Origin of the sequence: Bradyrhizobium sp. Gha (assembly GCF_900113735.1) — a bacterium.
In the GTDB taxonomy this organism is placed as follows: domain Bacteria; phylum Pseudomonadota; class Alphaproteobacteria; order Rhizobiales; family Xanthobacteraceae; genus Bradyrhizobium.
This window is the reverse complement of record NZ_FOQM01000007.1, coordinates 37,625-63,022: the sequence shown is the minus strand read 5'-3', so window position 1 is coordinate 63,022 and position 25,398 is coordinate 37,625. Positions and strand designations below refer to the sequence as shown.

Here is a 25,398-nt window from a genome sequence, read left to right as displayed (position 1 = left end):
CACAAACGAGATCGCAAAGAGAGAGAGAGAGACGAGGAGCGTCCCATGGACTTCGATATGTCGCCCAAGCAGAAGGAATGGCTCGAGCGCGTGCAATCCTTCATGGCCAAGCACGTGCGTCCGGCGGTGCCGATCTATGATCAGCAGGACAAGAGTGGCGACCGCTGGAAGGTGATCCCTGTTCTCGAAGACCTCAAGAAGAAGGCGAAGGCCCAAGGCCTCTGGAACATGTTCATGCCGCCGAGCGAGCATGAGGATGACGAATTCCGCGGTGCGGGATTGACCAATCTCGAATACGCGCTGCTTTCGGAAGAGATGGGGCGTATCACCTGGGCCTCCGAAGTGTTCAACTGCTCCGCGCCCGACACCGGCAACATGGAAGTGTTCATCCGCTACGGCTCCAAGGAGCAGAAGCGCAAATGGTTGCGCCCGTTGATGGACGGCGAGATCCGCTCCGCCTTCCTGATGACGGAACCGGCGGTCGCGTCCTCCGACGCCACCAACATCGAGACCCGCATCGAGAGGGACGGCGATCACTACGTCATCAATGGCCGCAAATGGTGGTCGTCGGGCGTTGGCGATCCCCGCTGCAAGATCGCGATCCTGATGGGCAAGACCGATTTCAACGCCGCCAAGCATCAGCAGCAGTCTCAGATCCTGGTGCCGCTCGACACGCCAGGCATCAAGGTCGAAAAGATGCTGCCAGTGTTCGGCTTTGACGACGCGCCGCACGGCCACGCCCAGGTGCTGCTCGAGAACGTGCGCGTGCCCAAGGAGAACATCCTGCTCGGCGAGGGCCGCGGCTTCGAGATCGCGCAGGGCCGCCTCGGGCCGGGCCGCATTCACCACTGCATGCGCACCATCGGCAAGGCCGAGGAAGCGCTGGAGAAGATGGTGAAGCGGCTTTCCTCGCGCACCGCCTTCGGCAAGAGGATCGTCGAGCACTCGGTGTGGGAGCAGCGCATCGGCGAAGCCCGCACCAATATCGAGATGACGCGTCTGCTCTGCCTCAAGGCCGCCGACATGATGGACAAGGTCGGCAACAAGACCGCGCAGGCCGAGATCGCGATGATCAAGGTCGCAGCACCAAATATGGCGCTGAAGATCATCGACGAGGCGATCCAGGCGTTCGGCGGCGCGGGCGTCTCTGACGACGCCGGCCTCGCCAAGGACTACGCCCACATCCGTACGCTGCGGCTCGCCGACGGTCCGGACGAGGTGCACAATCGCGCCATTGCCAGGCTCGAAGTTAGGAAGTATGCAAACTCTCCCAAGCATTAAGAGTGAGGAGCGCTAGAGCGCTCTCCACCGTCATTCCGGGGCGATGCGAAAGCATCGAACCCGGAATCTCGAGATTCCGGGTCTGGTGCTGACGCACCATCCCGGAATGACGGACAACAAAATGAGGGAGCGTCACCGTGGCTGATGGCGTCAGGAAAGACGAAGATTTCTCGGGCACCAAGCCGGTCGAGGAGCGTCATCGCTTCGACGAGCTCAGGCTCGAGGCCTGGATGCGCGACAACGTCGAAGGTTTTGCAGGCCCGCTGGTCGTGCTCCAGTTCAAGGGCGGCCAATCCAATCCGACCTATCGCCTGAACACACCGACGCGCTCCTACGTCATGCGCCGAAAGCCGTTCGGCAAATTGCTGCCCTCGGCGCATGCGGTCGATCGCGAGTATCGCGTCATCGCCGCCCTTGGAAAGCAGGGCTTTCCGGTCGCGCACGCCTACGCGCTGTGCCAGGACGACAGCATCATCGGTGCGGCCTTCTACATCATGTCGATGGAAGACGGCCGCGTGTTCTGGGATCCGACGCTGCCGAGCCAGGACAACGATGCGCGCCGAAAAATCTTCACCAGCAAGATCGAGACGCTGGCGAAGCTCCACATGTACGATCCTGACGCGATCGGCCTTGGCGAGTTTGGCAAGCCGGGTAATTATTTCGCGCGCCAGATCGACCGCTGGACCAAGCAGTATCGGGCATCCGAAACCCAGCACATTCCGGAGTTCGAGAAGGTCGCTGAATGGCTGCCCAAGACCGTGCCGGAACAGGCGCGCGTCTCGATCGTCCACGGCGACTATCGCCTCGACAACATGATTTTCCATCCGACGGAACCGCGCGTCCAGGCCGTGCTCGACTGGGAGCTGTCGACGCTCGGTGATCCCATGGCCGATTTCACCTACCTGTTGATGCAGTGGATCATGCCGGGGCTCGAAGGCGCCGACCTCAAGGCGCTCAACATCCCGAGCGTTGAGGAAGCCGCGCAAATCTATTGCAACGTCACCAAGATGACGGTGCCCGATCTCAACTGGTACTTCGCCTACAATCTGTTCCGCCTCGCCGGCATCACGCAAGGAATCGCCGGCCGCGTCCGCGACGGCACCGCCGCCAACGCCAAGGCACTGGAGTCAGCCAAGCGTACCGTGCCGCTGTCGAAGGCGTCGTGGGAGTATGCGCAGAAGGCCGGCGCGGTGTAGGAGAGACAGGGGCGCGGCGGGTGGCCGGGCCTTGTTTTGCTTTGACGCGCGGCTGTTCCCACACACTCCGTCATTGCGAGCGTAGCGAAGCAATCCCGAATGTTTCCACGGAGGCGGTCTGGATTGCTGCGTCGCGTCTGCGCAAAATTGCCACGCAATTTTGTCGCGAGCTCCTCGCAATGACGGGCAGGCGCGCGGGTCCCGTGTACGTCTACCCGCCTTCGGAGCCGCGACCATGATCGACCACGCCACACTCGTCACCTATATCCTCATCGTGCTCGGGTTCGTCTTCATTCCCGGTCCAGCGACATTGCTGACCATGGCGCGTGCGGCCAGTTCCGGAACGAGGGTCGGCATCGCGACAGGGGCGGGGATCGCTGCGGGGGACGTCTTCCACACCGCGATGGCCATCGTAGGCCTGTCGGCGATCATCGCGACCTCGGCACTGCTGTTCAGCATCGTCAAATATGCGGGCGCAGCGTTCCTGATCTATCTCGGCATTCGCGCCATGCTCGACAAGGCGCCGATCGAGTTGAACCGTGCGCCTGCGATCAGCGCGGGCCGCGCCTTCCGGCAGGCTGTGCTGACGGAGGTCCTCAATCCGAAAACGGCGCTGTTCTTCCTGGCCTTCCTGCCGCAGTTTGTCCGACCGGAGCACGGCTCGATTGCACTTCAACTCGCCACGCTCGGGGCCCTCTTCGTGCTGCTCGGCCTGGTCAGCACGATCGTGTTCGCAGTCGGTGCCGGCCGACTTGGCAATCTGCTGCGCCGCCATCCAGCCGTGGTGAAGTGGCAGGGCAAGGTGGTCGGGACAATCTACTGCGCCGTCGGCGTGCGGCTGGCCTTGCAGGAGCGATGAGGCGCCGAACCCGTACGGCGGATTAGCGTAGCGTAATCCGCCGCTCACACAACCCGAGAGAAGTGGCGGATTACGCCCACGACTGCGCGTCGCGCAGCCGCTGGCTAATCCGCCCTACGTTCTTAATTCTTCGCACAATGCGCGATCAGCCTCTCCACGAACTCCGCGCACTTCTCAAGCTCAGCCATCTCCACGAACTCGTCAGGCGTATGCGCTTGCGCGATCGAGCCGGGGCCGATCACCACCGAGGGGATCTCGGCCATGCTGGCGAACAGGCAGGCTTCGGTGCCGAAGGCGACCTTGGCGTGGTCGTTGCGGCCGGCTAGCTGCTTTGCCAGCGTGACGATGGCGGCGTCGGCCTTGGTGTCGAGGGCGGGGTAGTCGAGGATCTCCTCGAAGTCGATGCCGCATTCGGGGCTCTTCGCCTTCATCCCAGGCTCGAGTTCGGCCTTGGCCCAGGCGACGATCGCGTCCGTCACCTCCCTGGACTCGGTGATGCCGATGCCGCGGCATTCGAAGTCCACGGTGCAAATATCCGGCACGATGTTCAGCGCCGCGCCGCCATGCACGATGCTGGTCAGCAGCGTCGAATGGGGCACGTCGTAGAGGCTGTTGCGCTCGGCTTCGCTTGCGAGCTTCACCGCGCGGCGGCGGATCTCGGTGATCAGCTCGGCGGCATATTCGATGGCGTTGACGCCATCGGGCGCGATCGAGGAGTGGCGGGCGAGGCCGTGGAACGTCGCACGCACGCCGTGCTTGCCTTTGTGGCCGATGATGACCTTCATCTCGGTCGGCTCGCCGATGAAGGCGCCGAGCGGTCGCACTTTCTTCTTCGCGACCACGGCCAGCATCGGCCGCACGCCGACGCAGCCGATCTCCTCGTCATAGGAGATCGCCAGATGGATCGGCGTCGTCAGCTTCGCTTCCAGCATCTCCGGCACCATGGCGAGGCACACCGCGACAAAACCCTTCATGTCGGTCGTGCCACGGCCGTAAAGCCTGCCGTCGCGCTCGATGAGCTTGAATGGATCGTGGCTCCAGTCCTGGCCGACGACAGGCACGACGTCGGTGTGGCCCGACAGCACGAGGCCGGGCCGATCCTCCGGCCCAATCGTGACCCAGAGCGAGGCCTTCGTCCCTGTTCCGTCGGTGATGCGCTCGCCCTTGACACCGAGGAAGGCGAGATAGCTCTCGATGTGCGCGATCAGGGGCAGATTGGTGCGGTCGCTGATGGTGTCGAAGGCAACAAGCTCGGCGAGCATGTTGCGGATGCGGTCGGCGCGTGAGCTCGGGAGGATTGGATTGGGCATTGTCATTCTTGTCGGAGCTGAACAGGCTGAGGGTACTGCATGAACCATACCAACGTGACGGCCAGTCGGGCAAATCAACACAGGCTAGAGGGCCTTCGGAGCAGACAACAACAGCTTGCGTTGCCTGTCGGGCAAAACACGCCAGCCGTGGGGCAAGACGCGCACCCGAAAATATTCCGCTTTAAAAGACAGATGCGAGTTGGAGAACGACCGCGTCACCCCACACTCCGTCATTGCGAGGAGCCCTTGCGATGAAGCAATCCAGCGTCTCTCCGCGGAGGGATTCTGGATTGTTTCGCTCCGCTCGCAAATGACGATGTGGAGAGAGTCGTGCGTGAAGACCACGCTCTCACGCTCCGGACGGTGCGCAGCGCTCCCGGCGACGCGCAGCGTCGTGCGGTGTGATGCGCTGCAGAGCCGGGGCCCATCTAACAGCGCGTACCGTGGCCTTCTGGGTCCGACGCTAAACCGGCTTCCCCGTATACGGCATCGATGCCGTCAGGCCGCCGTCCACCGGGAACGCCTGGCCGTTCACATACGACGCTTCGTCGCTCGCCAAGAACAATCCCATCGCGGCAAGTTCGTGCGGCTGGCCGGGGCGCTTGAGCGGATTGAGCTGGCCGATCTTGTCCTGGGTGCCGCGCTCCTTGGCGCGGTCGAAGATCGGCTTGGTCATGCCTGTCTCGATCAGGCCGGGGCAGACTGCATTGATGCGCACGCCGGTGCCCGTGAGCGAATACGCCGTGGTCTGCACGAGGCTGATGACGCCGGCCTTGCTCGCGGCATAGGGGTGTCCGCTGGCGCCGGCCTTGAGTCCGGCAACCGATGCAGTCAGCACGATCGCGCCGGATTGCTGCTTCACCATGTGCGGCATCGCATGCTTCACCGCAAGGAACGGCCCGATCAGATTGACGCGTAACACCTCCTGCCAATGTTCCACGGTCTGCTCGCCGAGGGGAACGAGCCCGCCGGAAATACCGGCATTGGCCCAGATCACGTCGAGCCTGCCGTGCGTGTTCACGGCCTTGTCGATCACGGCGGTGACGTCCTTCTCGGAGCCGGCATCGGCGATCATCGCCTCCGCAACACCGCCGGCCTTCTTCACCTCGTCGACGGTCTCCCTCACGGCCTCGGTGCGATCGACCGCGATCAGCTTGGCGCCTTCCCTGGTGAACAGCAGCGCAGCCGCGCGACCGATGCCGCTGCCGGCGCCGGTGATGATGACGGATTTGCCTTGCAGGCGGCCCATGCGTTTCTCCCTTTGGTGCTTGCGCGACGCTTGCCGCGCGACGGAATTTCAAACAGAATTTCAAACGGTAAAGTGTCTTGAGACACGTTCACACCTGACGTACAGCGACATCACACGGGATGGAAGAGGCTCATGGCAACCGCAGACATTGTGATCACGACACGTTGGTGGTGGATTCGCCACGCACCGGTGCGCAATGACGGCGGCAATATCTACGGGCAGAGCGATCTCGCCTGCGACACCAGCGACACCTACGTATTCAATGCCGTTGCCAAGGTGCTGCCACGCAAGGCAGTCTGGTACTCGAGCAATCTGATGCGCACGCATCAAACCGCCGAAGCGATCTGGGCAGCGGGCTACCCGAAGCCTGACTCGATGAAGTGGGAGGCTGATCTCGCCGAACAGAATCTCGGAAGATGGCAGGGCATGAACCGCGCCGCGTTCATCGCCAGCCGTCCCGTCGGCTCGAACTGGTTCGCCGACATCAACGAGCCCGCTCCCGGCGGCGAAAGTTTCATGGATCTTTATGTCAGGACGCGCCGGACGATCGAGCGGATCAACGATGAGGCGGCCGGGCAGGACGTGATCGCGGTCGCGCATGGCGGCACCATCAAGGCGGCGATCGGGCTCGCTCTCGACGGCCAGGTCGAGCGGGCGCTGTCGTTCGACATCGACAATGTCTCGATCACGCGGCTCGACTATTTCGCAAGCCCCGAGCGCAGCGTCTGGCGACTGCCCATGGTGAACCAGCAGCCATGGATCGCCGACGATGCGCATGCCGAGATGCATCAGCCGGCGGGACCGGAAGTCAAGAAGCTCGCGTGATCCAGCTGTCCGCGCGCGGACGCAGCGTAAGGTTCAAGCCAAATCAAATCGTACCCTGGGAGAGAAACATGACCTTGTTCGACATGAAGGGCAAAGTAGCCGTCATCACCGGCTCGACGCGCGGCATCGGGCTTGCGATCGCCGAGCGCATGGCCGAGCACGGCGCCAAGGTCGTGATCTCCTCACGCAAGGCTGACGTCTGCGAAGAAGTCGCCAAGGGCATCAACGCCAAGTTCGGCAAGGGCACCGCGGTCGCGATCGCCGCCAACATTTCCTCGAAGGAAAATCTGCAAAACCTCGTCGACGAGAGCAACCGCGCCTTCGGCAAGATCGACGTGCTGGTGTGTAACGCCGCGTCGAACCCCTATTACGGTCCGCTCGCCGGCATCTCCGACGATCAGTTCAGGAAGATTCTGGACAACAACATCGTCGCCAACAACTGGCTGATCTCGATGGTGGTGCCGCAGATGATCGAGCGCAAGGACGGCTCGGTCATCATCGTCTCCTCGATCGGCGGCCTGAAAGGCTCGACCATCCTCGGTGCCTACGCGATCTCGAAGGCCGCCGACATGCAGCTCGCACGCAACCTCGCTTGCGAATACGGCAAGCACAATATCCGCGTGAACTGCATCGCGCCCGGCCTGATCAAGACCGACTTTGCCAAGGCGCTGTGGGACAATCCGGAAAACCTGAAGGCCTCGACCTCGCGCTCGCCGCTCTTGCGCATCGGCATCCCCGACGAGATCGCAGGTGCCGCGGTGTTCCTGGGATCGAAGGCCGGTGACTTCATGACCGGCCAGACCATGGTGATCGACGGCGGCGCGACGATTAGCTAGGGCGTCGCGCGGGAGGGGCAGTAAGCTCGCCCGACAACAGGTGTCATCGCCCGCGAAGGCGGGCGATCCAGTACTCCGCGGCGGAATTGGCGTGAACCAACTGCTGCCCCGGCGTACTGGATGCCCCGGTCAAGCCGGGGCATGACAGTGAGTGTGGAGATGCGGCGTCGCGCGTAAGCGACGCCTCAATCCACCGCCGCGTAAACCAGATCCCTGACCAGTGTCCGCGTAAAATCGCGCTGTCCCGGACCCTGGCTCATGAACACCGTGAACAGGTCCTCCTTGGGATCGATCCAGAAGAACGTGCCGGCGATGCCGCTCCAGAAATATTGGCCGACGCTGCCGGGGAAGGGCGCGATGCCGGCGTCGCGGCGGACCGCGAAGCCGAGGCCGAAACCATGGCCGGGCGAGAGCAGCGTGCCGTTGGCGACGACATCAGGTCCGAGGTGATCGGAGGCCATCAGCTCCAGCGTCTTGCGGCCGATGATCCTGGCGCCGTCGAGCGTGCCGCCATTGCGCAGCATCAGCGCGAAGCGGGCGTAGTCCATCGTGGTCGAGACCAGGCCGCCGCCACCTGATTCCATGACGGGCTGCTCGAGCATGTTGAACAGCGCGACCTTGTCGCCGGTCCAGGGATCGGCTTCGAACGGCTGGGCCAGCCTGTGTGCATTGGCCGCGGAGGTGGAGAAGCCGGTCTCGGCCATCCGCAGGGGCGCGAGGATGCGTTCAGTCAGGAAGGTGCCGAGGGATTTGCCGCTGACGATTTCGATGATGCGGCCGAGAATGTCCGTGGAGCGGCTGTAGTTGAATTCATCGCCGGGGTGGCAGACGAGGGGGAAGCTCGCCACCAGCGCGGCGTGCTCGGCATTGGTGATCTTGCGGCTGCGGACGCGGGACTGCTGATAGAGCTTGTGCACGGGGCCGTCGCCCTGGTGCTCGTAGGTGAGGCCGGAGGTGTGGCGGAGCAGGTCTTGCACCGTCATCGGCCGCTTTGGCGGAACCAGTTCCAGCTTGTCGCCGCTGACGATGCCAACTTTCTGGTCGGCGAACTCCGGAATGAATTTGGCGACGGGATCGCCGAGGAGGAGGTGGCCGTCCTCGACCAGCGCCATGATGCCGACCGAAACAATCGGCTTGGTCATCGAGAAGAGCCGGAAGATCGAATCAAGCGCCATCGCCGGCCCCGCCGGGCTCTGCTTGCCCAGCGCCTCGAACCAGCCGACCTGGCCACGGCGGGCCACCAGCACAGTCACGCCGGGGACGGTTCCCTTGTCGATCTCGCGCTTGAACGCGCCCGACATCGCCTGCAGGCGGGAGCGGGACAGGCCCAGCGTCTCGGGCCTAGCCTCGGGAATCGGTGGGGTTTTCGGGGCGGTCGCGGCTTGGGCGGCTGTGGCAGTCATGGGCACTCCCGGTTGTTCTTGATTATCGGGATTGGAGAGTGGCCCAGAAGCTGCTGTCCAAACAAGCGAAGCCAGCGCGCTTCACCCTTGCAATCCGTCCTTGCAATCCAGCCGTCCCCTGTGCTTGAAAGCGCCCCTGATCCGGCGGCGACGCAAGGGTCCGTAGGAGTGTAGCTCAATTGGTAGAGCACCGGTCTCCAAAACCGGGGGTCGCAGGTTCGAGCCCTGCCACTCCTGCCAGCGCATCCCAGGCAATCAGGATCGACAGGCAGGACAATGACGGGCCGAAAGCTCGGAGCTGGTTCATGGGCACCGGTAAACCCTTGATTCGCATCACGTCCCAGAGCCGGGCTCGTGTGCATTCGGCCCCGCCCACATCTTGACGTTCGGCCCCAACCGCAGTAGATACCCCGCACTCGCAGCCGGCCCGTTAAACGCGGATTTCCGGCGCGGCTTTGAAATCCCCCGAATATCAGAGCCCGGTTTTCCGGCTCATCCTTCGAGACAGAGGGCTGGGCCACAGGCGGCTGTTCGGATCCCTGAAATCTTAATGGCGTCTCAAACGATGGCAGTCAGCCCGTTCAAGTTCTTGCAGGAAGTGCGCTCGGAGACCGCCAAGGTCACCTGGCCGACCCGTCGTGAGACCACGATCACCACCATCATGGTGTTCGTGATGGTCGCCGTGGCCTCGATCTTCTTCTTCGCCGCCGACCAGATCATCCGTTACCTCATCACCTTCCTTTTGGGCATTCACTGATGGCTACAGCAACGGCTCAACTGTCCGACAAGCGCTGGTACATCGTCCACGCCTATTCGAACTTCGAGAAAAAGGTCGCCGAATCGATCCGCGAGCAGGCCAAGCAGCGCGGGCTCGAGGAGCTGTTCGAGCTGGTGCTGGTTCCGACCGAGAAGGTCACGGAAGTGCGCCGCGGCCGCAAGATCGACGCCGAGCGCAAGTTTTTCCCCGGCTACGTGCTGGTGAAGATGAAGCTGACCGACGAGGCGTTTCATCTGATCAAGAACACGCCGAAGGTCACGGGCTTCCTCGGCGCCGAGAACAAGCCGATGCCGATCTCGGAGAACGAGGCCATGCGCATCCTGCACCAGGTGCAGGAGGGCGTGGAACGGCCGAAGGCGTCGGTGTCGTTCGAGATCGGCGAGAACGTGCGCGTGGCCGACGGTCCGTTCGCCTCGTTCTCGGGTGTCGTCGAGGAAATCGACGAGGCGCGCTCGCGCGTGAAGGTCGCGGTGTCGATCTTCGGTCGCGCAACGCCGGTCGAACTGGAATTCGGTCAGGTCGAGAAGGTCTGATCGGACGAGGCGTGAGGCTTCAGGTCTCGCGCGACAAGAGGCCGTGGGAGGACGAGGGCGGTTGCCAGCCGTTCGATATCCCCACCACGAACCTGAAACCGCCGGCCTAAGGTCGGCACAACAGGAGTGATACATGGCAAAGAAAGTGACCGGATACCTGAAGCTTCAGGTCCCGGCCGGTGCGGCGAATCCTTCGCCCCCGATCGGTCCCGCGCTCGGTCAGCGCGGTCTCAACATCATGGAGTTCTGCAAGGCGTTCAACGCCCAGACCCAGAAGGAAGAGAAGAACACCCCGATTCCCGTCGTGATCACGATCTACGCCGATCGTTCGTTCACGTTCGAGATGAAGACCCCCCCGATGTCCTTCTTCCTCAAGCAGGCCGCAAAAATCCAGTCCGGCTCGAAGGCGCCGGGCCGTGACAAGGCCGGCAAGGTGACCAAGGCGCAAGTGCGCGAGATCGCCGAGAAGAAGATGAAGGATCTCAATTGCGACACCATCGAATCGGCCATGAAGATGGTCGAGGGCTCTGCCCGCTCGATGGGTCTGGAAGTGGCGGGGTAAGCGGTCATGGCAATCGGAAAGCGTTTGAACAAAGCCCGCGAAGGTGTTGACCGCGAAAAGCTTTACCCGCTCGCGGATGCCATCAAGATGGTCAAGGAACGCGCCAAGGCGAAGTTCGACGAGACCATCGAGGTCGCAATCAATCTCGGCGTCGATCCGCGTCACGCCGACCAGATGGTCCGTGGCGTCGTGACCCTGCCGAACGGCACCGGCCGTACGCTCCGCGTCGGCGTGTTCGCCCGCGGCGCCAAGGCTGACGAAGCCAAGGCTGCTGGTGCCGACGTCGTCGGCGCCGAAGACCTGGTCGAGAAGGTGCAGAACGGCGCGATCGATTTCGACCGCTGCATCGCCACCCCCGACATGATGCCGCTGGTCGGCCGTCTCGGTAAGGTGCTCGGCCCGCGCGGCCTGATGCCGAACCCGAAGATCGGCACCGTGACCATGGACGTCACCGGTGCGGTGAAGGGTGCCAAGGGCGGCTCGGTTGAGTTCCGCGTCGAGAAGGCCGGCATTCTGCAGGCCGGCGTCGGCAAGGCCTCGTTCTCCGAGGAGAAGCTGGTCGAGAACATCAAGGCCTTGGCTGATGCCGTCACCAAGGCGAAGCCGGCTGGCTCCAAGGGCACCTACATCCAGCGCGTTGCGGTGTCCTCGACGATGGGCCCGGGCGTGAAGGTCGAGCCGGGCACCATTCTCGGCTAAGCCTGGAAATTGCATGAGGCGAGGGGCGGAATTGGGCAACCGATTCCGCCCCTCGTCGTTTGTGCGAACTCACCGGAAACAAGAGCAATGGCCGACAAGGTCCTGATCTACTCGCGCTTTCCAAAGACGATGATGGCGCGCTTCGCCGAGCGCTTCGAGTTGCTCGACACCGCCGGCAAGCCCGCGCGGGAGGTGTTTTCGGCGGACCAGCTCGCAGGCATCCGCGCGCTGCTGACCGCGGGCGGCACGCCGCTCGGCGCCGAGGCGATGGACCTGTTTCCAAAACTTGGCGCGATCGTCTGCTATGGCACCGGCTATGACGGCGTCGACCTGAAGGCGGCAGCTGCCCGCAACATCGCCGTCGGCCACAGCCCCGGCGCCAATGCGGCCTCAGTGGCCGACATCGCGATGATCCTGATGCTGGCGGTGACGCGGCGGATATTGGTCGCGGACCAATATGTTCGCAGCGGCGATTGGGCGGCGTCAAAACAGTCTTCCATGATGCGCCCGCACGCCGGCATGGCCGGCCGCCGCATCGGCATCTACGGCATGGGCGAGATCGGCCGCAAGATCGCGGCGCGCTGTGCCGCCTTCGAGGCCGAGATCGGCTATTGCAGCCGCAGCAAGTACAATTTGCCCTATCAATATTTTCCGGCCCTGGAGGCGCTGGCCGATTGGTGCAGCGTGCTGATGGTCGCGGTCCGGGCCGGGACGGAGACCCAGCACGTCCTTAATGCCGACATTCTCAAGCGTCTCGGCGCGGACGGCTATGTCGTCAACGTCTCCCGCGGTTCGGTGATCGACGAGAAGGCCCTGGTCGCGGCCCTGACCGACAAGAGCATCGCGGGCGCCGGCCTCGACGTCTTTGAAAAGGAACCGCACGCGCCCGACGCGTTGACGGCGCTGCCCAATGTGGTGCTCACCCCTCATATCGGTGGCCATACCGTCGAATCGCACGTCGCCATGCAGGACTGCGTGCTGGCGAACTTGAGCGCGTTCTTCGAGGGCAAGCCGCTGCCTTATGGGGTCAAATCGCCCTGAATCGGCTCTTGTCAGGCCGGGCCAAGCCCTGATGGCCACGGATTGGAACTGGTGTGAATTTTGCTCTTGGCAATCCGGCAAAGAGCGGTTAAAGAACCGCTTCCGGACGTGCCGGCCTTGGCTGGCGCGTTCGTGCACGCATTCCGAAAACCCGACACGTAGGAGATCATTCCTTTTCAGGACGTCCGCAAGGATTTGCCCGGAAAGGAAGGAAAATCCATCGGCCGGTGGGATGCTGGCAGAGGTCAGGCGGTTCGCCGGCTGGCCTTGTCCTGTCCAAGACTGCAGGCGCCCGCGGGAAGTTTCGATTTCTCAACGGCTTAATCGTATGGCCTGCATAGACGGGTGAAGACCGGATTTCACTTCGCGTCGCACCTCTAGGGGTGGTCGCGGAAGGAGTTTGGTTCGGACCTCGACACGCCGTGGGCCTTGGGCTCCCGGAGGGCAGGCTTTGAATTGTCGTCTCGCCCGGCGCGTGTCCGATGGGTTTTGGCCCTGAGGTTCAGGTTTTGGGTGGGGCGATGGGTGCAACCCGGCGGTCCCGCTTTTCGCGATGACCGCCAACCGGAAAGAGCTTGCTGTGGAACGAGCGGCAAAAAAAGACGCGGTCGAACAGCTCAATGGGGTCTTCAAGACCACGAGCGTCGCGATCGTTGCTCAATATTCCGGCCTGACCGTTGCCCAGATGCAGAAGCTGCGCATGCAGATGAAGCAGGCTGGTGCCTCGGTGAAGGTCTCGAAGAACCGTCTCGCCAAAATTGCTCTTGAAGGCACTGACGTCGTTGCCATCGGCCCCATGCTGAAGGGGCCGACCGTGATCGCCACTTCGAACGATCCGGTAGCGGCGCCGAAGGTCGCCGTCGAATTCGCCAAGGCGAACGAAAAGTTCGTCATCATTGGCGGCTCGATGGGAAAGACCGTCCTGAATGTCGACAGCGTGAAGGCGCTTGCCTCGCTGCCGTCGCTTGATGAACTGCGCGGCAAGATCGTCGGCCTGCTTGTGGCCCCGGCGACCAAGCTCGCTCAGCTCGCCAACGCGCCCGCGGGCAAGCTCGCGCGCGTCATCCAGGCTCATGCCTCTAAGGGCGAAGCGGCCTGACGCCCTTCGCAAAACTCAAACCCGAACCAGACTTACACTCAAGGAAACTGAACAATGGCTGACTTGCAGAAGATCGTTGACGACCTCTCGAGCCTCACCGTGCTCGAAGCTGCCGAACTCGCGAAGCTCCTCGAAGAGAAGTGGGGCGTTTCGGCTGCCGCGGCTGTCGCCGTGGCCGGCCCGGCCGGCGGCGGCGCTGCTGCCGCTCCGGCGGAAGAGAAGACCGAGTTCACGGTCGTGCTCGCCTCCGCCGGCGACAAGAAGATCGAGGTCATCAAGGAAGTCCGCGCCATCACCGGCCTGGGCCTGAAGGAAGCAAAGGATCTCGTCGAGGGCGCGCCGAAGCCTGTCAAGGAAGGCGTGAACAAGGACGAGGCCGAGAAGATCAAGGCCCAGCTCGAGAAGGCTGGCGCCAAGGTCGAGCTCAAGTAAGCAACGCTTTCTGGCAAGATCCCGGGCTCCGGCCCGGGATCTTGGTCTGCCCCCTCAAGGGGCGGCGCCAGATGCAAAAGGCGTGCGACGGATGGTCCCGACGCAGGCTGAACACGAAAATGTGTGGGGATTTGAGGGTTAACCTCTCGAATCTCCATTATTGTCGCCCCATATCGGTTCGGCAGCACGAAAGCGCGGTGGGCAGGGATACCGGATTTCCCTGTAAGCCGTTGGGAGAGCAGGCTATTTCGGGCTTTTTCAGTCCGTGAAGACGATCGTTGTGACGGGCGGGCGCGCGCTAGCGCCCCGCGCGTCGTTTTGCGTTTTGAAGGTCTGAAGAACAGATTCAGGACATTCCCGCCTGAAACCTGAGTCTCCGGCCCCAAAGCGGGTTCGAAAAATTCAACCCGGGAGCGGTGGCAGCCGCGTTCCGGACGGTTCGCCCAGAGCGGGCGACGAAAATGAGAGGCCACGATGGCGCAGCAGACATTCACCGGTCGCAAACGCGTTCGCAAGTTCTTCGGACACATCAAGGAAGTCGCCGAGATGCCGAACCTCATCGAGGTTCAGAAGGCGTCCTATGACCAGTTCCTGATGGTCGACGAACCCGCCGGCGGGCGCCTCGACGAGGGCCTGCAGGCCGTGTTCCGTTCCGTGTTCCCGATCTCCGACTTCTCGGGCACCTCGATGCTGGAATTCGTCCGCTACGAGTTCGAGCAGCCGAAGTATGACGTCGACGAGTGCCGCCAGCGCGGCATGACCTTCGCGGCACCCCTCAAGGTGACGCTGCGCCTCATCGTGTTCGATATCGACGAAGAAACCGGTGCGAAGTCGGTCAAGGACATCAAGGAGCAGGACGTCTACATGGGCGATATCCCGCTCATGACCATGAACGGCACCTTCATCGTGAACGGTACCGAGCGCGTCATCGTCTCGCAGATGCACCGTTCGCCGGGCGTGTTCTTCGATCACGACAAGGGCAAGACCCATTCGTCGGGCAAGCTGCTGTTCGCTGCCCGCGTGATCCCGTATCGCGGCTCCTGGCTCGATATCGAGTTCGACGCCAAGGATATCGTCTATGCGCGTATCGACCGTCGCCGCAAGATTCCGGTGACGTCGCTGATGTTCGCCCTCGGCCTCGACGGCGAGGCGATCCTGTCCACGTTCTACAAGAAGATCCTCTACAAGCGGACCAAGGAAGGCTGGCGCGTTCCGTTCGACGCCAACCGTTTCCGCGGCTACTCGACCATCAACGACCTGATCGACGCCGATACCGGCAAGGTCGTGCTCGAGGCCGGCAAGAAGCTCACCGTCCGCGCCGCCCGCCAACTCCAGGAGAAGGGGCTCAAGGCGCTGCGTCTGTCGGATGAGGAACTCGTCGGCAACTACCTCGCCGAGGACCTCGTCAACCCGAAGACCGGTGAGATCCATGCCGAAGCCGGTGAGGAAATCACCGACAAGTCGATGAAGGCTCTCAACGAGCACGGCTACAAGGAACTGCCGCTGCTCGACATCGACCACGTCAATGTCGGCGCCTACATCCGCAACACGCTCGCGGCCGACAAGAACATGACGCGTGAGGACGCGCTGTTCGACATCTACCGCGTGATGCGTCCGGGCGAGCCGCCGACGCTGGATTCGGCGCAGGCGATGTTCCAGTCGCTGTTCTTCGACGCCGAGCGTTACGACCTCTCCGCGGTCGGCCGCGTCAAGATGAACATGCGCCTCGACCTCGATGCGCCCGATACCCAGCGCACGCTGCGCAAGGAAGACATCCTTTGCGTCATCAAGACGCTGGTGGACCTGCGCGACGGCAAGGGCGAGATCGACGACATCGACCATCTCGGCAACCGCCGTGTGCGCTCGGTCGGCGAGCTCATGGAGAACCAGTACCGTATCGGCCTGCTGCGCATGGAGCGCGCGATCAAGGAGCGCATGTCCTCGGTCGACATCGACACGGTCATGCCGCAGGACCTGATCAACGCGAAGCCGGCGGCCGCCGCCGTCCGCGAGTTCTTCGGCTCCTCGCAGCTCTCGCAGTTCATGGACCAGACCAACCCGCTCAGCGAGATCACCCACAAGCGTCGTCTCTCGGCGCTTGGACCGGGCGGTCTGACCCGCGAGCGCGCCGGCTTCGAGGTGCGCGACGTGCATCCGACGCATTACGGCCGTATCTGCCCGATCGAGACGCCGGAAGGTCCGAACATCGGCCTGATCAACTCGCTCGCCACCTTTGCGCGCGTCAACAAGTACGGCTTCGTCGAGACGCCGTATCGCAAGGTCAAGGATGGCCGCGTTACCGACGAGGTCGTGTACCTCTCGGCGATGGAGGAGGGCCGCTATTCGGTCGCTCAGGCCAACGTGCCGGTCGACGCCAAGGGCCGCTTCACCGAAGACCTGGTGGTCTGCCGCGCGAGCGGCACCCGCGACGTCGTGCCGCTGACGCCCGACAAGGTCGACTACATGGACGTGTCGCCGAAGCAGCTCGTTTCGGTCGCCGCAGCCTTGATCCCGTTCCTCGAGAACGACGACGCCAATCGCGCGCTGATGGGCTCGAACATGCAGCGCCAGGCGGTGCCGCTGGTTCGCGCCGAGGCGCCGTTCGTCGGCACCGGCATGGAAGGCGTGGTTGCGCGTGACTCGGGCGCCGCGATCGCGGCGCGCCGCTCGGGCGTGATCGACCAGATCGACGCGACCCGCGTCGTCATCCGTGCGACCGAAGATCTCGATCCGACCAAGTCGGGCGTCGATATCTACCGCCTGATGAAGTACCAGCGCTCCAACCAGTCGACCTGCATCAACCAGCGTCCGCTGGTGAAGGTCGGCGACATCGTCAAGAAGGGCGACATCATCGCTGACGGTCCGTCGACCGATCTCGGCGAGCTCGCGCTCGGCCGCAACGTGCTGGTCGCGTTCATGCCGTGGAACGGCTACAACTTCGAAGACTCGATCCTGCTCTCCGAGCGCATCGTGAAGGAAGACGTCTTCACCTCGATCCATATCGAAGAATTCGAGGTGATGGCCCGCGACACCAAGCTGGGACCCGAGGAAATCACCCGCGACATTCCGAACGTTTCGGAAGAAGCGCTGAAGAACCTCGACGAAGCCGGTATCGTCTACATCGGCGCGGAAGTGCGCGCCGGCGACATCCTGGTCGGCAAGATCACGCCGAAGGGCGAGAGCCCGATGACGCCGGAAGAAAAGCTCCTGCGCGCCATCTTCGGCGAAAAGGCTTCCGACGTTCGCGACACCTCGCTGCGCGTTCCCCCGGGCGTGCAGGGCACGATCGTGGAAGTCCGCGTGTTCAACCGCCACGGCGTCGACAAGGACGAGCGTGCGCTGGCGATCGAGCGGGAAGAGATCGAGCGTCTGGCCAAGGACCGTGACGACGAGCAGGCGATCCTGGACCGCAACGTCTACAACCGTCTGGCCGAGCTGCTCGAGGGGCGGCAGGGCATTGCCGGTCCGAAGGGCTTCAAGAAGGACACCAAGATCACCCGTGCGGTGCTCGAGGAGTACCCGAAGTCGCAGTGGTGGCTGTTCGCGTCTCCGAACGACAAGCTGATGGCCGAGATCGAGGCCATGCGGAAACAGTACGACGAGTCGAAGAAGGGGCTCGAGCAGCGCTTCCTCGACAAGGTCGAGAAGCTCCAGCGCGGTGACGAATTGCCGCCCGGCGTGATGAAGATGGTCAAGGTCTTCGTCGCGGTGAAGCGCAAGATCCAGCCCGGCGACAAGATGGCCGGCCGCCACGGCAACAAGGGCGTGGTGTCGAAGATCGTGCCGATCGAGGACATGCCGTTCCTGGAAGACGGCACGCATGCCGACATCGTGCTCAATCCGCTGGGCGTGCCCTCGCGCATGAACGTCGGACAGATCCTCGAGACGCATCTCGGCTGGGCTTGCGCCGGCCTCGGCAAGCGCATCGGCCAGACCGTCGATGCTTACCTGTCAAAGCAGGACATCAAGCCGCTGAAGGAGACCTTGAAGAAGGTCTACGGCGAGGACGAGACGATCAAGACGCTCAACGACAACGAGCTGCTTGAACTCGGCCACAATTTGAGCCGCGGCGTGCCGATCGCAACGCCGGTGTTCGATGGTGCCAAGGAGACCGACATCGAGGAGATGTTGAAGCTCGCGGGTCTCGACGCTTCGGGCCAGTCGACCGTCTATGACGGCCGCACCGGCGATGCGTTCGATCGCAAGGTGACGGTGGGCTACATCTACATGCTCAAGCTGCACCATCTCGTGGACGACAAGATCCACGCGCGTTCGATCGGTCCGTACTCGCTCGTCACCCAGCAGCCGTTGGGCGGCAAGGCGCAGTTCGGCGGCCAGCGCTTCGGCGAAATGGAGGTGTGGGCGCTCGAAGCTTACGGCGCGGCCTACACGCTGCAGGAAATGCTGACCGTGAAGTCGGACGACGTGGCCGGCCGTACCAAGGTGTACGAGGCGATCGTGCGTGGCGACGACACCTTCGAGGCCGGTATTCCGGAATCGTTCAACGTGCTGGTCAAGGAAATGCGCTCGCTCGGCCTCAACGTCGACCTGCACAATTCCAAGATGGGTCCGGCGCCGACGTCGGAAGCGGCCGAATAACACGACCGTTCATGCCCGGCCTTCGCGGCCGGGCATTGGCGCCCCTCCCGATGCCTTGAGGGCAGGGCGCCCCGCTTAAGTGATTTTCGAATTTGCGGCCGGAGGCGACCGGTACGCGAGGAGAAGACGATGAACCAAGAAATTATGAATCTCTTTAACCCGACGACGCCGGCTCAGGTCTTCGACCAGATCCGCATCTCGATCGCGTCCCCGGAGAAGATTCTGTCCTGGTCCTACGGCGAGATCAAGAAGCCGGAGACCATCAACTACCGTACCTTCAAGCCCGAGCGCGACGGCCTGTTCTGCGCCCGCATCTTCGGGCCGATCAAGGACTACGAGTGCTTGTGCGGCAAGTACAAGCGCATGAAGTACAAGGGCATCATCTGCGAGAAGTGCTCGGTCGAGGTCACGCTGTCGCGCGTCCGGCGCGAGCGCATGGGCCACATCGAGCTCGCGGCCCCGGTTGCCCACATCTGGTTCCTGAAGTCGCTGCCCTCGCGCATCGGCCTCCTGCTCGACATGACGCTGAAGGATCTCGAGCGGATCCTCTACTTCGAATATTACGTCGTGCTCGAGCCGGGCCTGACCGCGCTGAAGGACCGTCAGCTGCTGTCGGAAGACGAGTATCTGAAGGCGCAGGACGAGTACGGCCAGGATTCCTTCACCGCCATGATCGGCGCCGAGGCGATCCGCGAGCTGCTCAAGGGCATGGACCTCGAGAAGCTCGAACTGTCGCTGCGCGCCGAGATGCAGGAGACCGACTCCGACATCAAGCACAAGAAGCTCGCCAAGCGTCTGAAGATCGTCGAGGCCTTCCGCCACTCCGGCAACAAGCCGGAATGGATGATCCTGACCGTCGTTCCCGTGATCCCGCCGGACCTGCGTCCGCTGGTGCCGCTGGACGGCGGCCGCTTCGCGACCTCCGACCTCAACGACCTCTATCGCCGCGTCATCAACCGCAACAACCGCTTGAAGCGGCTGATGGAGCTGCGTGCGCCTGACATCATCATCCGCAACGAGAAGCGCATGCTTCAGGAAGCGGTCGATGCGCTGTTCGACAACGGCCGTCGCGGCCGCGTCATCACGGGTGCCAACAAGCGCCCGCTGAAGTCGCTCGCCGACATGTTGAAGGGCAAGCAGGGCCGTTTCCGCCAGAACCTGCTCGGCAAGCGCGTCGACTATTCGGGCCGTTCGGTGATCGTGGTCGGTCCCGAGCTGCGCCTCCATCAGTGCGGTCTGCCGAAGAAGATGGCGCTCGAGCTGTTCAAGCCGTTCATCTATTCGCGGCTTGACGCCAAGGGCCTGTCCACCACCGTCAAGCAGGCCAAGAAGCTGGTCGAGAAGGAACGGCCCGAGGTCTGGGACATCCTCGACGAGGTGATCCGCGAGCATCCCGTGCTGCTCAACCGCGCGCCGACGCTGCATCGTCTGGGCATCCAGGCGTTCGAGCCGGTGCTGATCGAGGGCAAGGCGATCCAGCTTCACCCGCTGGTCTGCTCGGCGTTCAACGCCGACTTCGATGGTGACCAGATGGCCGTGCACGTTCCGCTGTCGCTCGAAGCGCAGCTGGAAGCGCGCGTGCTGATGATGTCGACCAACAACATCCTGCATCCCGCGAACGGCCAGCCGATCATCGTGCCGTCGCAGGACATCGTGCTGGGTCTCTACTACGTCTCGATCATGCGCGAAGGCCTGCCCGGCGAGGGCAAGCTGTTCGGCGAGATGGCCGAGCTCGAGCATGCCCTGCATGCGAAGGTCATCCACCTCCACACCAAGATCAAGTATCGGTGGGAAGGCATGGACGAGACCGGCAAGGTCTCCAAGCGCTGGATCGAGACCACCGCCGGCCGCGTCATGCTCGGCAACCTGCTGCCGAAGAACCCGCGCATCTCGTACGAGATCATCAACAAGCTGATGACCAAGCGCGAGATCTCGGGCGTCATCGACCAGGTCTACCGCCACTGCGGCCAGAAGGAGACCGTGATCTTCTGCGACCGCATCATGGCGCTCGGCTTCTACAACGCGTTCAAGGCCGGCATCTCGTTCGGCAAGGACGACATGGTCGTGCCGAACTCGAAATGGAAGATCGTCGACACCACGCGTACGCTGGCGAAGGATTTCGAGCAGCAGTACAACGACGGTCTGATCACGCATGGCGAGAAGTACAACAAGGTCGTCGACGCCTGGTCGAAGGCCACGGAAGAAATCGCCAAGGCGATGATGAAGGAGATCTCCTCCACCAAGAAGACGGCGGCCGGAGCCGATGCCGACATCAACTCGATCTACATGATGGCTCATTCCGGCGCCCGTGGTTCGCCGGCCCAGATGCGCCAGCTCGCCGGCATGCGCGGCCTGATGGCCAAGCCGTCGGGTGAGATCATCGAGACGCCGATCATCTCGAACTTCAAGGAGGGCCTCTCGGTTCTCGAGTACTTCAACTCGACCCACGGCGCCCGTAAGGGCCTCGCGGACACCGCCTTGAAGACCGCGAACTCCGGCTACCTGACCCGTCGTCTGGTCGACGTCGCGCAGGATTGCATCATCACGCAGTCCGACTGCGGCACCAAGCTCGGCATCAAGATGCGCGCCATCGTCGATGCCGGCACCGTGGTCGCTTCGCTCGGTTCGCGCATCCTCGGACGCACGGCCTGCGAAGACGTGCGCGACAGCTCGGGCAAGGTGATCATCACGCGCGACACGCTGATGGAAGAGAGCCATCTGGACGCCATCCAGCAGGGTGGTGTGCAGGAGGTGAAGATCCGCTCGGCGCTGACCTGCGAACTCGTCAACGGCATCTGCGGCAAGTGCTACGGCCGCGACCTCGCCCGCGGCACGCCGGTCAACCACGGCGAAGCGGTCGGCGTCATCGCGGCGCAGTCGATCGGCGAGCCGGGCACGCAGCTCACCATGCGTACGTTCCACATCGGCGGCGCGGCGCAGCTCAACGAGCAGTCTTTCGTCGAAGCCAATTTCGACGGCAAGATCGTGATCCGGAACAAGGCCATCGCCCGCAACAGCGAAGGTCACCTGGTGGCGATGGTGCGCAACATGGTGGTGGCGGTGGTCGATGCCGACGGCACCGAGCGTGCGACGCACCGTATCCAGTACGGCTCGCGGCTGCATGTCGATGAAGGCGACATGGTCAAGCGTGGCCAGCGCATCGTCGAGTGGGACCCGTACACCCGTCCGCTCCTCACCGAAGTGGAAGGCACCATCGGCTTCGAGGATCTGGTCGAGGGCCAGTCGATCTCGGAAACGCTGGACGAGGCGACCGGTATCGCCAAGCGCGTCGTCATCGACTGGCGCTCGACCCGCGGCGGCTCGGACCTGCGTCCGGCCATCGTGGTGAAGGGCAAGGACGGCAAGGTGCTCAAGCTCGCCCGTGGCGGCGATGCCCGCTACATGCTGTCGGTCGACGCCATTCTCTCGGTCGACGTCGGAGCCAAGGTCAACCCGGGCGACATCCTCGCCCGTGTCTCGACCGAGAGCGCCAAGACGCGTGACATCACCGGCGGTCTGCCGCGGGTGGCGGAACTGTTCGAGGCACGGCGTCCGAAGGATGCGGCGATCATCGCCGAGATCGCGGGCACCATCCGGTTCGGGCGCGACTACAAGAACAAGCGTCGCATCTCGATCGAGCCGATGGACAAGACCGACGAGCCGCGCGAGTACCTGATCCCGAAGGGCAAGCACATCCACCTTCAGGACGGCGACGTCGTCGAAAAGGGCGACTTCATCGTCGAAGGCAACCCGGCGCCGCACGACATCCTTGCGGTCAAGGGCATCGAGGAGCTCGCGGCCTATCTGGTCAACGAAATCCAGGAGGTCTACCGGCTCCAGGGCGTGCTCATCAACGACAAGCACATCGAGGTGATTGTCCGTCAGATGCTCCAGAAGGTGGAAGTCACCGATCAGGGCGACACGGACATGATCTCCGGCGAGCAGGTCGACAAGATCGAGTTCGACGCACTGAACGCAAAGGCCAAGGAAGAGGGCAAGAAGCCCGCCACGGGAACGCCGGTTCTGCTCGGCATCACCAAGGCGAGTCTGCAGACCCGCTCCTTCTTCTCGGCCGCCTCGTTCCAGGAGACCACCCGCGTCCTCACGGAAGCGGCGGTCAACGGCAAGGTCGATCCGCTCGAAGGCCTCAAGGAGAACGTCATCGTCGGCCGGCTGATCCCGGCGGGCACCGGCGCCTCCATGGCCAAGATCCGCGAAGTCGCCATGAAGCGCGACAAGCTGATACTCGACGAGCGCGAGAAGCAGGCGGCCGTCGTGTCGCCCGCTCCGGAAGCCGAGCTTCCTGCGCTGCCGCCTGCGGAATAATGCTTCATCCGTAAGAATACGAGGATAACGAAAAGGCCGGCGAAAGCCGGCCTTTTTGCTGCTTTGTTTGGCTGTTGCGATGCGGGATCAACCTTTGTTCATCTTTCCTTCAGGCGCAAAAGTGCTTCTGCTAAGGGAGCTTAGACCGGTGGTCCCGTGACGGGGGCAGGGCCGGAGACCACGGAACTCACATGCTTGATCTCGCAATCGTAGGCGGCGGCCCCGGCGGGCTGATGAGCGCCTGGTACTTGAAGCGTAAGCTCGGCGACCTCTGCCGCATCACCATCTTCGAGGCCTCCGACCGCCTCGGCGGCAAGATCGTCACGCGCAAATTCGATTCCGCGCCGGCGATGTACGAGGCCGGCGTCGCGGAGATCTACGACTATTCGATGACGGGTCCTGATCCGCTGCGCGAGCTGATCCAGCATTTCGGCCTGCAGACGATTCCGATGGACGCCGAGCAGGTGCAGTTCGGCGGCGAGTTGCTCGACGACGTCGCCGGCATGCGCCGCAAATACGGCGCCAAGACCGCGGATGCGATCGAGCAGTTCCGCAAGCGTTGCGCCGAGCAGATGTCGCCGATCGAATATTACGAAGGCGTCGGCGCGCACGACAACGAGAACCCCTGGGCCTACAAGACCGCCGAGCAGGTGCTCGACGAAGAGGTCGAGGACGAGACCGCGAAGCGCTTCTTCAAGGTGATGGCGCGCTCGGACATCGCGACCGAAAGCCACAACACCAACGGCCTCAACGCGCTCAAGAACTACCTGATGGATGTCGATGGCTATATCGGCCTCTATTCCATCCAGAACGGCAACGAGCAGCTGGTCGAATGCCTGCAGTCTGAGGTCAGCGCCGACATCCAGCTCAATCATCGCGTGCTCACCGTCGGCAAGGCGCCGACCGGCCGCTATCAGCTGAAGATGATGAACGGCAAGGGGCCGGAGACGCGCGACTTCGATCTCGTGCTGATGTGCCTGCCGCACTCGTGGCTCTCGACCGTCGGCTGGGAAGGCGAGCAGCTGCGCAAGTCCATGGTCAAGCACGTCTCGTATTTCGACCGTCCCGCGCATTATCTGCGCGTCTCGATCCTGTTCGACGCTCCGTTCTGGGGCGACAAGATTCCAGGCGCCTGGTTCATGTCGGAGGCTTTCGGCGGCTGCTGCGTCTACAATGAGGGCGCGCGTCACGACGTCGGCAGGTACGGCGTCCTGAACTGGCTGATTCCCGGCTCCGATGCGCTGGCGTTCGCAAATCTGTCGGACCAGGAGCTGATCGACGCCGCGCTGAAGTCGCTGCCGGCCTCGCTCGGAGACGCGCGTGCGCATTTCATGGAAGGCAAAATCCACCGTTGGCTGTCGTCGGTGAACGCGATTCCTGGCGGCCTGCCCGTTCGCGATGTCATGTCCAATCACCGGCCCGAGCCGAAGGAGCATCCCGGTATCGTGGTGGTAGGCGACTATCTGTTCGATTCCACGCTGAACGGTCTGCTCGACTCCTCGGATGCGGCGACCGACATCATTCTGACCGAGATGATGCGGCTGCGCCGCGCGCGTGCGCAGCAGGATGGCGAGCCGATCTCCGACAAGATCGACCGGGACTATTTCGAGAATTATCGCGGCCTCGGACCCTACGGCGAGGTCTGGAACCAGTTCACAGATCCGGATTATCTGTCCAAGCTGATCAACATCGTCTGGGGCAAGGCCAAGGGCACCAAGCTCCTGGTCGCGGGCTCCGCCAGCGGCGAGCTGGTCGGCGCATTGCGCGAGCGCGGCATCGACGCCTGGGGCATCGAGAACAACCGTGCCATCCATGCCAAGACGCCGAAGGCGCTGAAGAAGTACAACAAGCTCGGTTCGATCACCGACATGCCGTTCAAGGACGGCACGTTCGACTACGTCTTCGAGACCAGCCTATGCCACGTTGCGCCCAAGCAGGTGGTTCGCGCGATCCGCGAGTTGAACCGTGTGGTCAAGACCGGCCTCGTGTTCGGCTCGATCACCTCGGACATGGCCTCGGCGGTGATCGACCGCTACGACCTGCTGCGCGGGGTCAAGAAGCTCGGCACCTGGTGGGAATGGTCGGAGCTATTCTTCGGCAACGGCTTCGATCTGTCGATGCACCGCAAGGACTGCACCGACGCGCTATGGACTGCGACGCTCGCCGCCAACAAGGGGCCGGGCCAATGGTATGCCGACGCCGACAGCTTGCGTTATTCCTTCTTCGACAAGATCGAGGACGAAGACGAGGACTAACATCACCAGGCGCGGATGAATTCGCCAATTGCTTTGCCGAACTCGTCCTGATCGCATAGAATCGGCGGAGTAGCGGTGGTCCGCTATTTTCCTGCTCTCTCTGCGGTCATGCCGG

18 protein-coding genes and 1 tRNA gene are annotated in these 25,398 nt (G+C 63.1%); 16 read left to right on the top strand and 3 right to left on the bottom strand.

The window, feature by feature from the left end; genetic code table 11:
- Window positions 1–45: 45 nt before the first annotated feature.
- The 3 genes from BM222_RS12075 to BM222_RS12065 all read left to right on the top strand — a co-directional run bounded on the left by BM222_RS12075 (window position 46) and on the right by BM222_RS12065 (window position 3,336).
- Window positions 46–1,281 carry an acyl-CoA dehydrogenase family protein gene (locus tag BM222_RS12075; protein ID WP_092228479.1) on the top strand — a complete coding sequence of 412 codons (1,236 nt, stop codon included), beginning with the start codon at window positions 46–48 and terminating at the stop codon, window positions 1,279–1,281.
- A gap of 137 nt (window positions 1,282–1,418) precedes the next feature.
- Window positions 1,419–2,477: a phosphotransferase family protein gene (locus tag BM222_RS12070; RefSeq protein WP_092228478.1), complete on the top strand. Its 1,059-nt coding sequence runs from the start codon at window positions 1,419–1,421 to the stop codon at window positions 2,475–2,477.
- A 235-nt stretch (window positions 2,478–2,712) separates the two neighbouring features.
- The gene (locus BM222_RS12065) at window positions 2,713–3,336 is read left to right on the top strand and encodes a LysE family translocator (RefSeq protein ID WP_092228477.1); all 624 of its coding nucleotides are present in this window, start codon (window positions 2,713–2,715) and stop codon (window positions 3,334–3,336) included.
- Window positions 3,337–3,458: 122 nt separating this feature from the next.
- On the opposite strand, the gene argE is transcribed toward BM222_RS12065, so the two are convergent.
- Together argE and BM222_RS12055 are read right to left on the bottom strand one after the other, a co-directional pair.
- The gene (argE, locus tag BM222_RS12060) at window positions 3,459–4,646 is read right to left on the bottom strand and encodes an acetylornithine deacetylase (protein ID WP_092228476.1); all 1,188 of its coding nucleotides are present in this window, start codon (window positions 4,644–4,646) and stop codon (window positions 3,459–3,461) included.
- Window positions 4,647–5,109: 463 nt separating this feature from the next.
- Window positions 5,110–5,895 (bottom strand): SDR family NAD(P)-dependent oxidoreductase, encoded by a 786-nt coding sequence (locus BM222_RS12055; RefSeq protein ID WP_092228475.1) that lies wholly within the window; start codon window positions 5,893–5,895, stop codon window positions 5,110–5,112.
- 132 nt (window positions 5,896–6,027) lie between these two features.
- Between BM222_RS12055 and BM222_RS12050 the strand changes: the two genes are divergently transcribed.
- Both BM222_RS12050 and BM222_RS12045 read left to right on the top strand, forming a co-directional pair.
- A complete protein-coding gene (locus BM222_RS12050) occupies window positions 6,028–6,720 on the top strand; it encodes a histidine phosphatase family protein (RefSeq protein WP_092228474.1) in 693 nt (230 codons plus the stop codon).
- Between the two features lie 68 nt (window positions 6,721–6,788).
- Window positions 6,789–7,556, top strand: a complete 768-nt coding sequence (locus BM222_RS12045) for an SDR family NAD(P)-dependent oxidoreductase (RefSeq protein ID WP_092228473.1) — start codon at window positions 6,789–6,791, stop codon at window positions 7,554–7,556.
- A 185-nt stretch (window positions 7,557–7,741) separates the two neighbouring features.
- Here BM222_RS12045 and BM222_RS12040 read toward each other — a convergent pair whose 3' ends face one another.
- A complete protein-coding gene (locus BM222_RS12040) occupies window positions 7,742–8,959 on the bottom strand; it encodes a serine hydrolase domain-containing protein (protein ID WP_092228472.1) in 1,218 nt (405 codons plus the stop codon).
- Window positions 8,960–9,123: 164 nt separating this feature from the next.
- Here BM222_RS12040 and BM222_RS12035 point away from each other — a divergent pair.
- The 11 genes from BM222_RS12035 to BM222_RS11985 all read left to right on the top strand — a co-directional run bounded on the left by BM222_RS12035 (window position 9,124) and on the right by BM222_RS11985 (window position 25,283).
- Window positions 9,124–9,199, top strand: a tRNA-Trp gene (locus BM222_RS12035).
- A gap of 325 nt (window positions 9,200–9,524) precedes the next feature.
- Window positions 9,525–9,716 (top strand): preprotein translocase subunit SecE, encoded by a 192-nt coding sequence (gene secE, locus BM222_RS12030; RefSeq protein WP_007611620.1) that lies wholly within the window; start codon window positions 9,525–9,527, stop codon window positions 9,714–9,716.
- On the top strand, window positions 9,716–10,270 hold the full coding sequence (gene nusG, locus BM222_RS12025; protein WP_092228471.1) for a transcription termination/antitermination protein NusG: 555 nt from the start codon (window positions 9,716–9,718) through the stop codon (window positions 10,268–10,270). The genes secE and nusG overlap by 1 nt, the downstream gene beginning before the upstream one ends.
- A 133-nt stretch (window positions 10,271–10,403) precedes the next feature.
- Window positions 10,404–10,832, top strand: a complete 429-nt coding sequence (rplK, locus tag BM222_RS12020) for a 50S ribosomal protein L11 (RefSeq protein WP_008136439.1) — start codon at window positions 10,404–10,406, stop codon at window positions 10,830–10,832.
- Between the two features lie 6 nt (window positions 10,833–10,838).
- Complete coding sequence (gene rplA, locus BM222_RS12015) at window positions 10,839–11,531, top strand: 50S ribosomal protein L1 (protein WP_092228470.1); 693 nt, start codon at window positions 10,839–10,841, stop codon at window positions 11,529–11,531.
- Between the two features lie 87 nt (window positions 11,532–11,618).
- A complete protein-coding gene (locus tag BM222_RS12010; RefSeq protein WP_092228469.1) occupies window positions 11,619–12,572 on the top strand; it encodes a 2-hydroxyacid dehydrogenase in 954 nt (317 codons plus the stop codon).
- A gap of 580 nt (window positions 12,573–13,152) precedes the next feature.
- Window positions 13,153–13,671: a 50S ribosomal protein L10 gene (gene rplJ, locus BM222_RS12005; RefSeq protein WP_063203383.1), complete on the top strand. Its 519-nt coding sequence runs from the start codon at window positions 13,153–13,155 to the stop codon at window positions 13,669–13,671.
- A 54-nt stretch (window positions 13,672–13,725) separates the two neighbouring features.
- Window positions 13,726–14,103 (top strand): 50S ribosomal protein L7/L12, encoded by a 378-nt coding sequence (gene rplL, locus BM222_RS12000; protein WP_091957455.1) that lies wholly within the window; start codon window positions 13,726–13,728, stop codon window positions 14,101–14,103.
- A gap of 474 nt (window positions 14,104–14,577) precedes the next feature.
- The gene (gene rpoB, locus BM222_RS11995) at window positions 14,578–18,702 is read left to right on the top strand and encodes a DNA-directed RNA polymerase subunit beta (RefSeq protein ID WP_092228468.1); all 4,125 of its coding nucleotides are present in this window, start codon (window positions 14,578–14,580) and stop codon (window positions 18,700–18,702) included.
- A 129-nt stretch (window positions 18,703–18,831) separates the two neighbouring features.
- Window positions 18,832–23,028, top strand: a complete 4,197-nt coding sequence (gene rpoC, locus BM222_RS11990) for a DNA-directed RNA polymerase subunit beta' (protein WP_092228467.1) — start codon at window positions 18,832–18,834, stop codon at window positions 23,026–23,028.
- A gap of 191 nt (window positions 23,029–23,219) precedes the next feature.
- Window positions 23,220–25,283, top strand: a complete 2,064-nt coding sequence (locus BM222_RS11985; RefSeq protein WP_092228466.1) for an FAD-dependent oxidoreductase — start codon at window positions 23,220–23,222, stop codon at window positions 25,281–25,283.
- The last annotated feature ends 115 nt before the right edge of the window (window positions 25,284–25,398 follow it).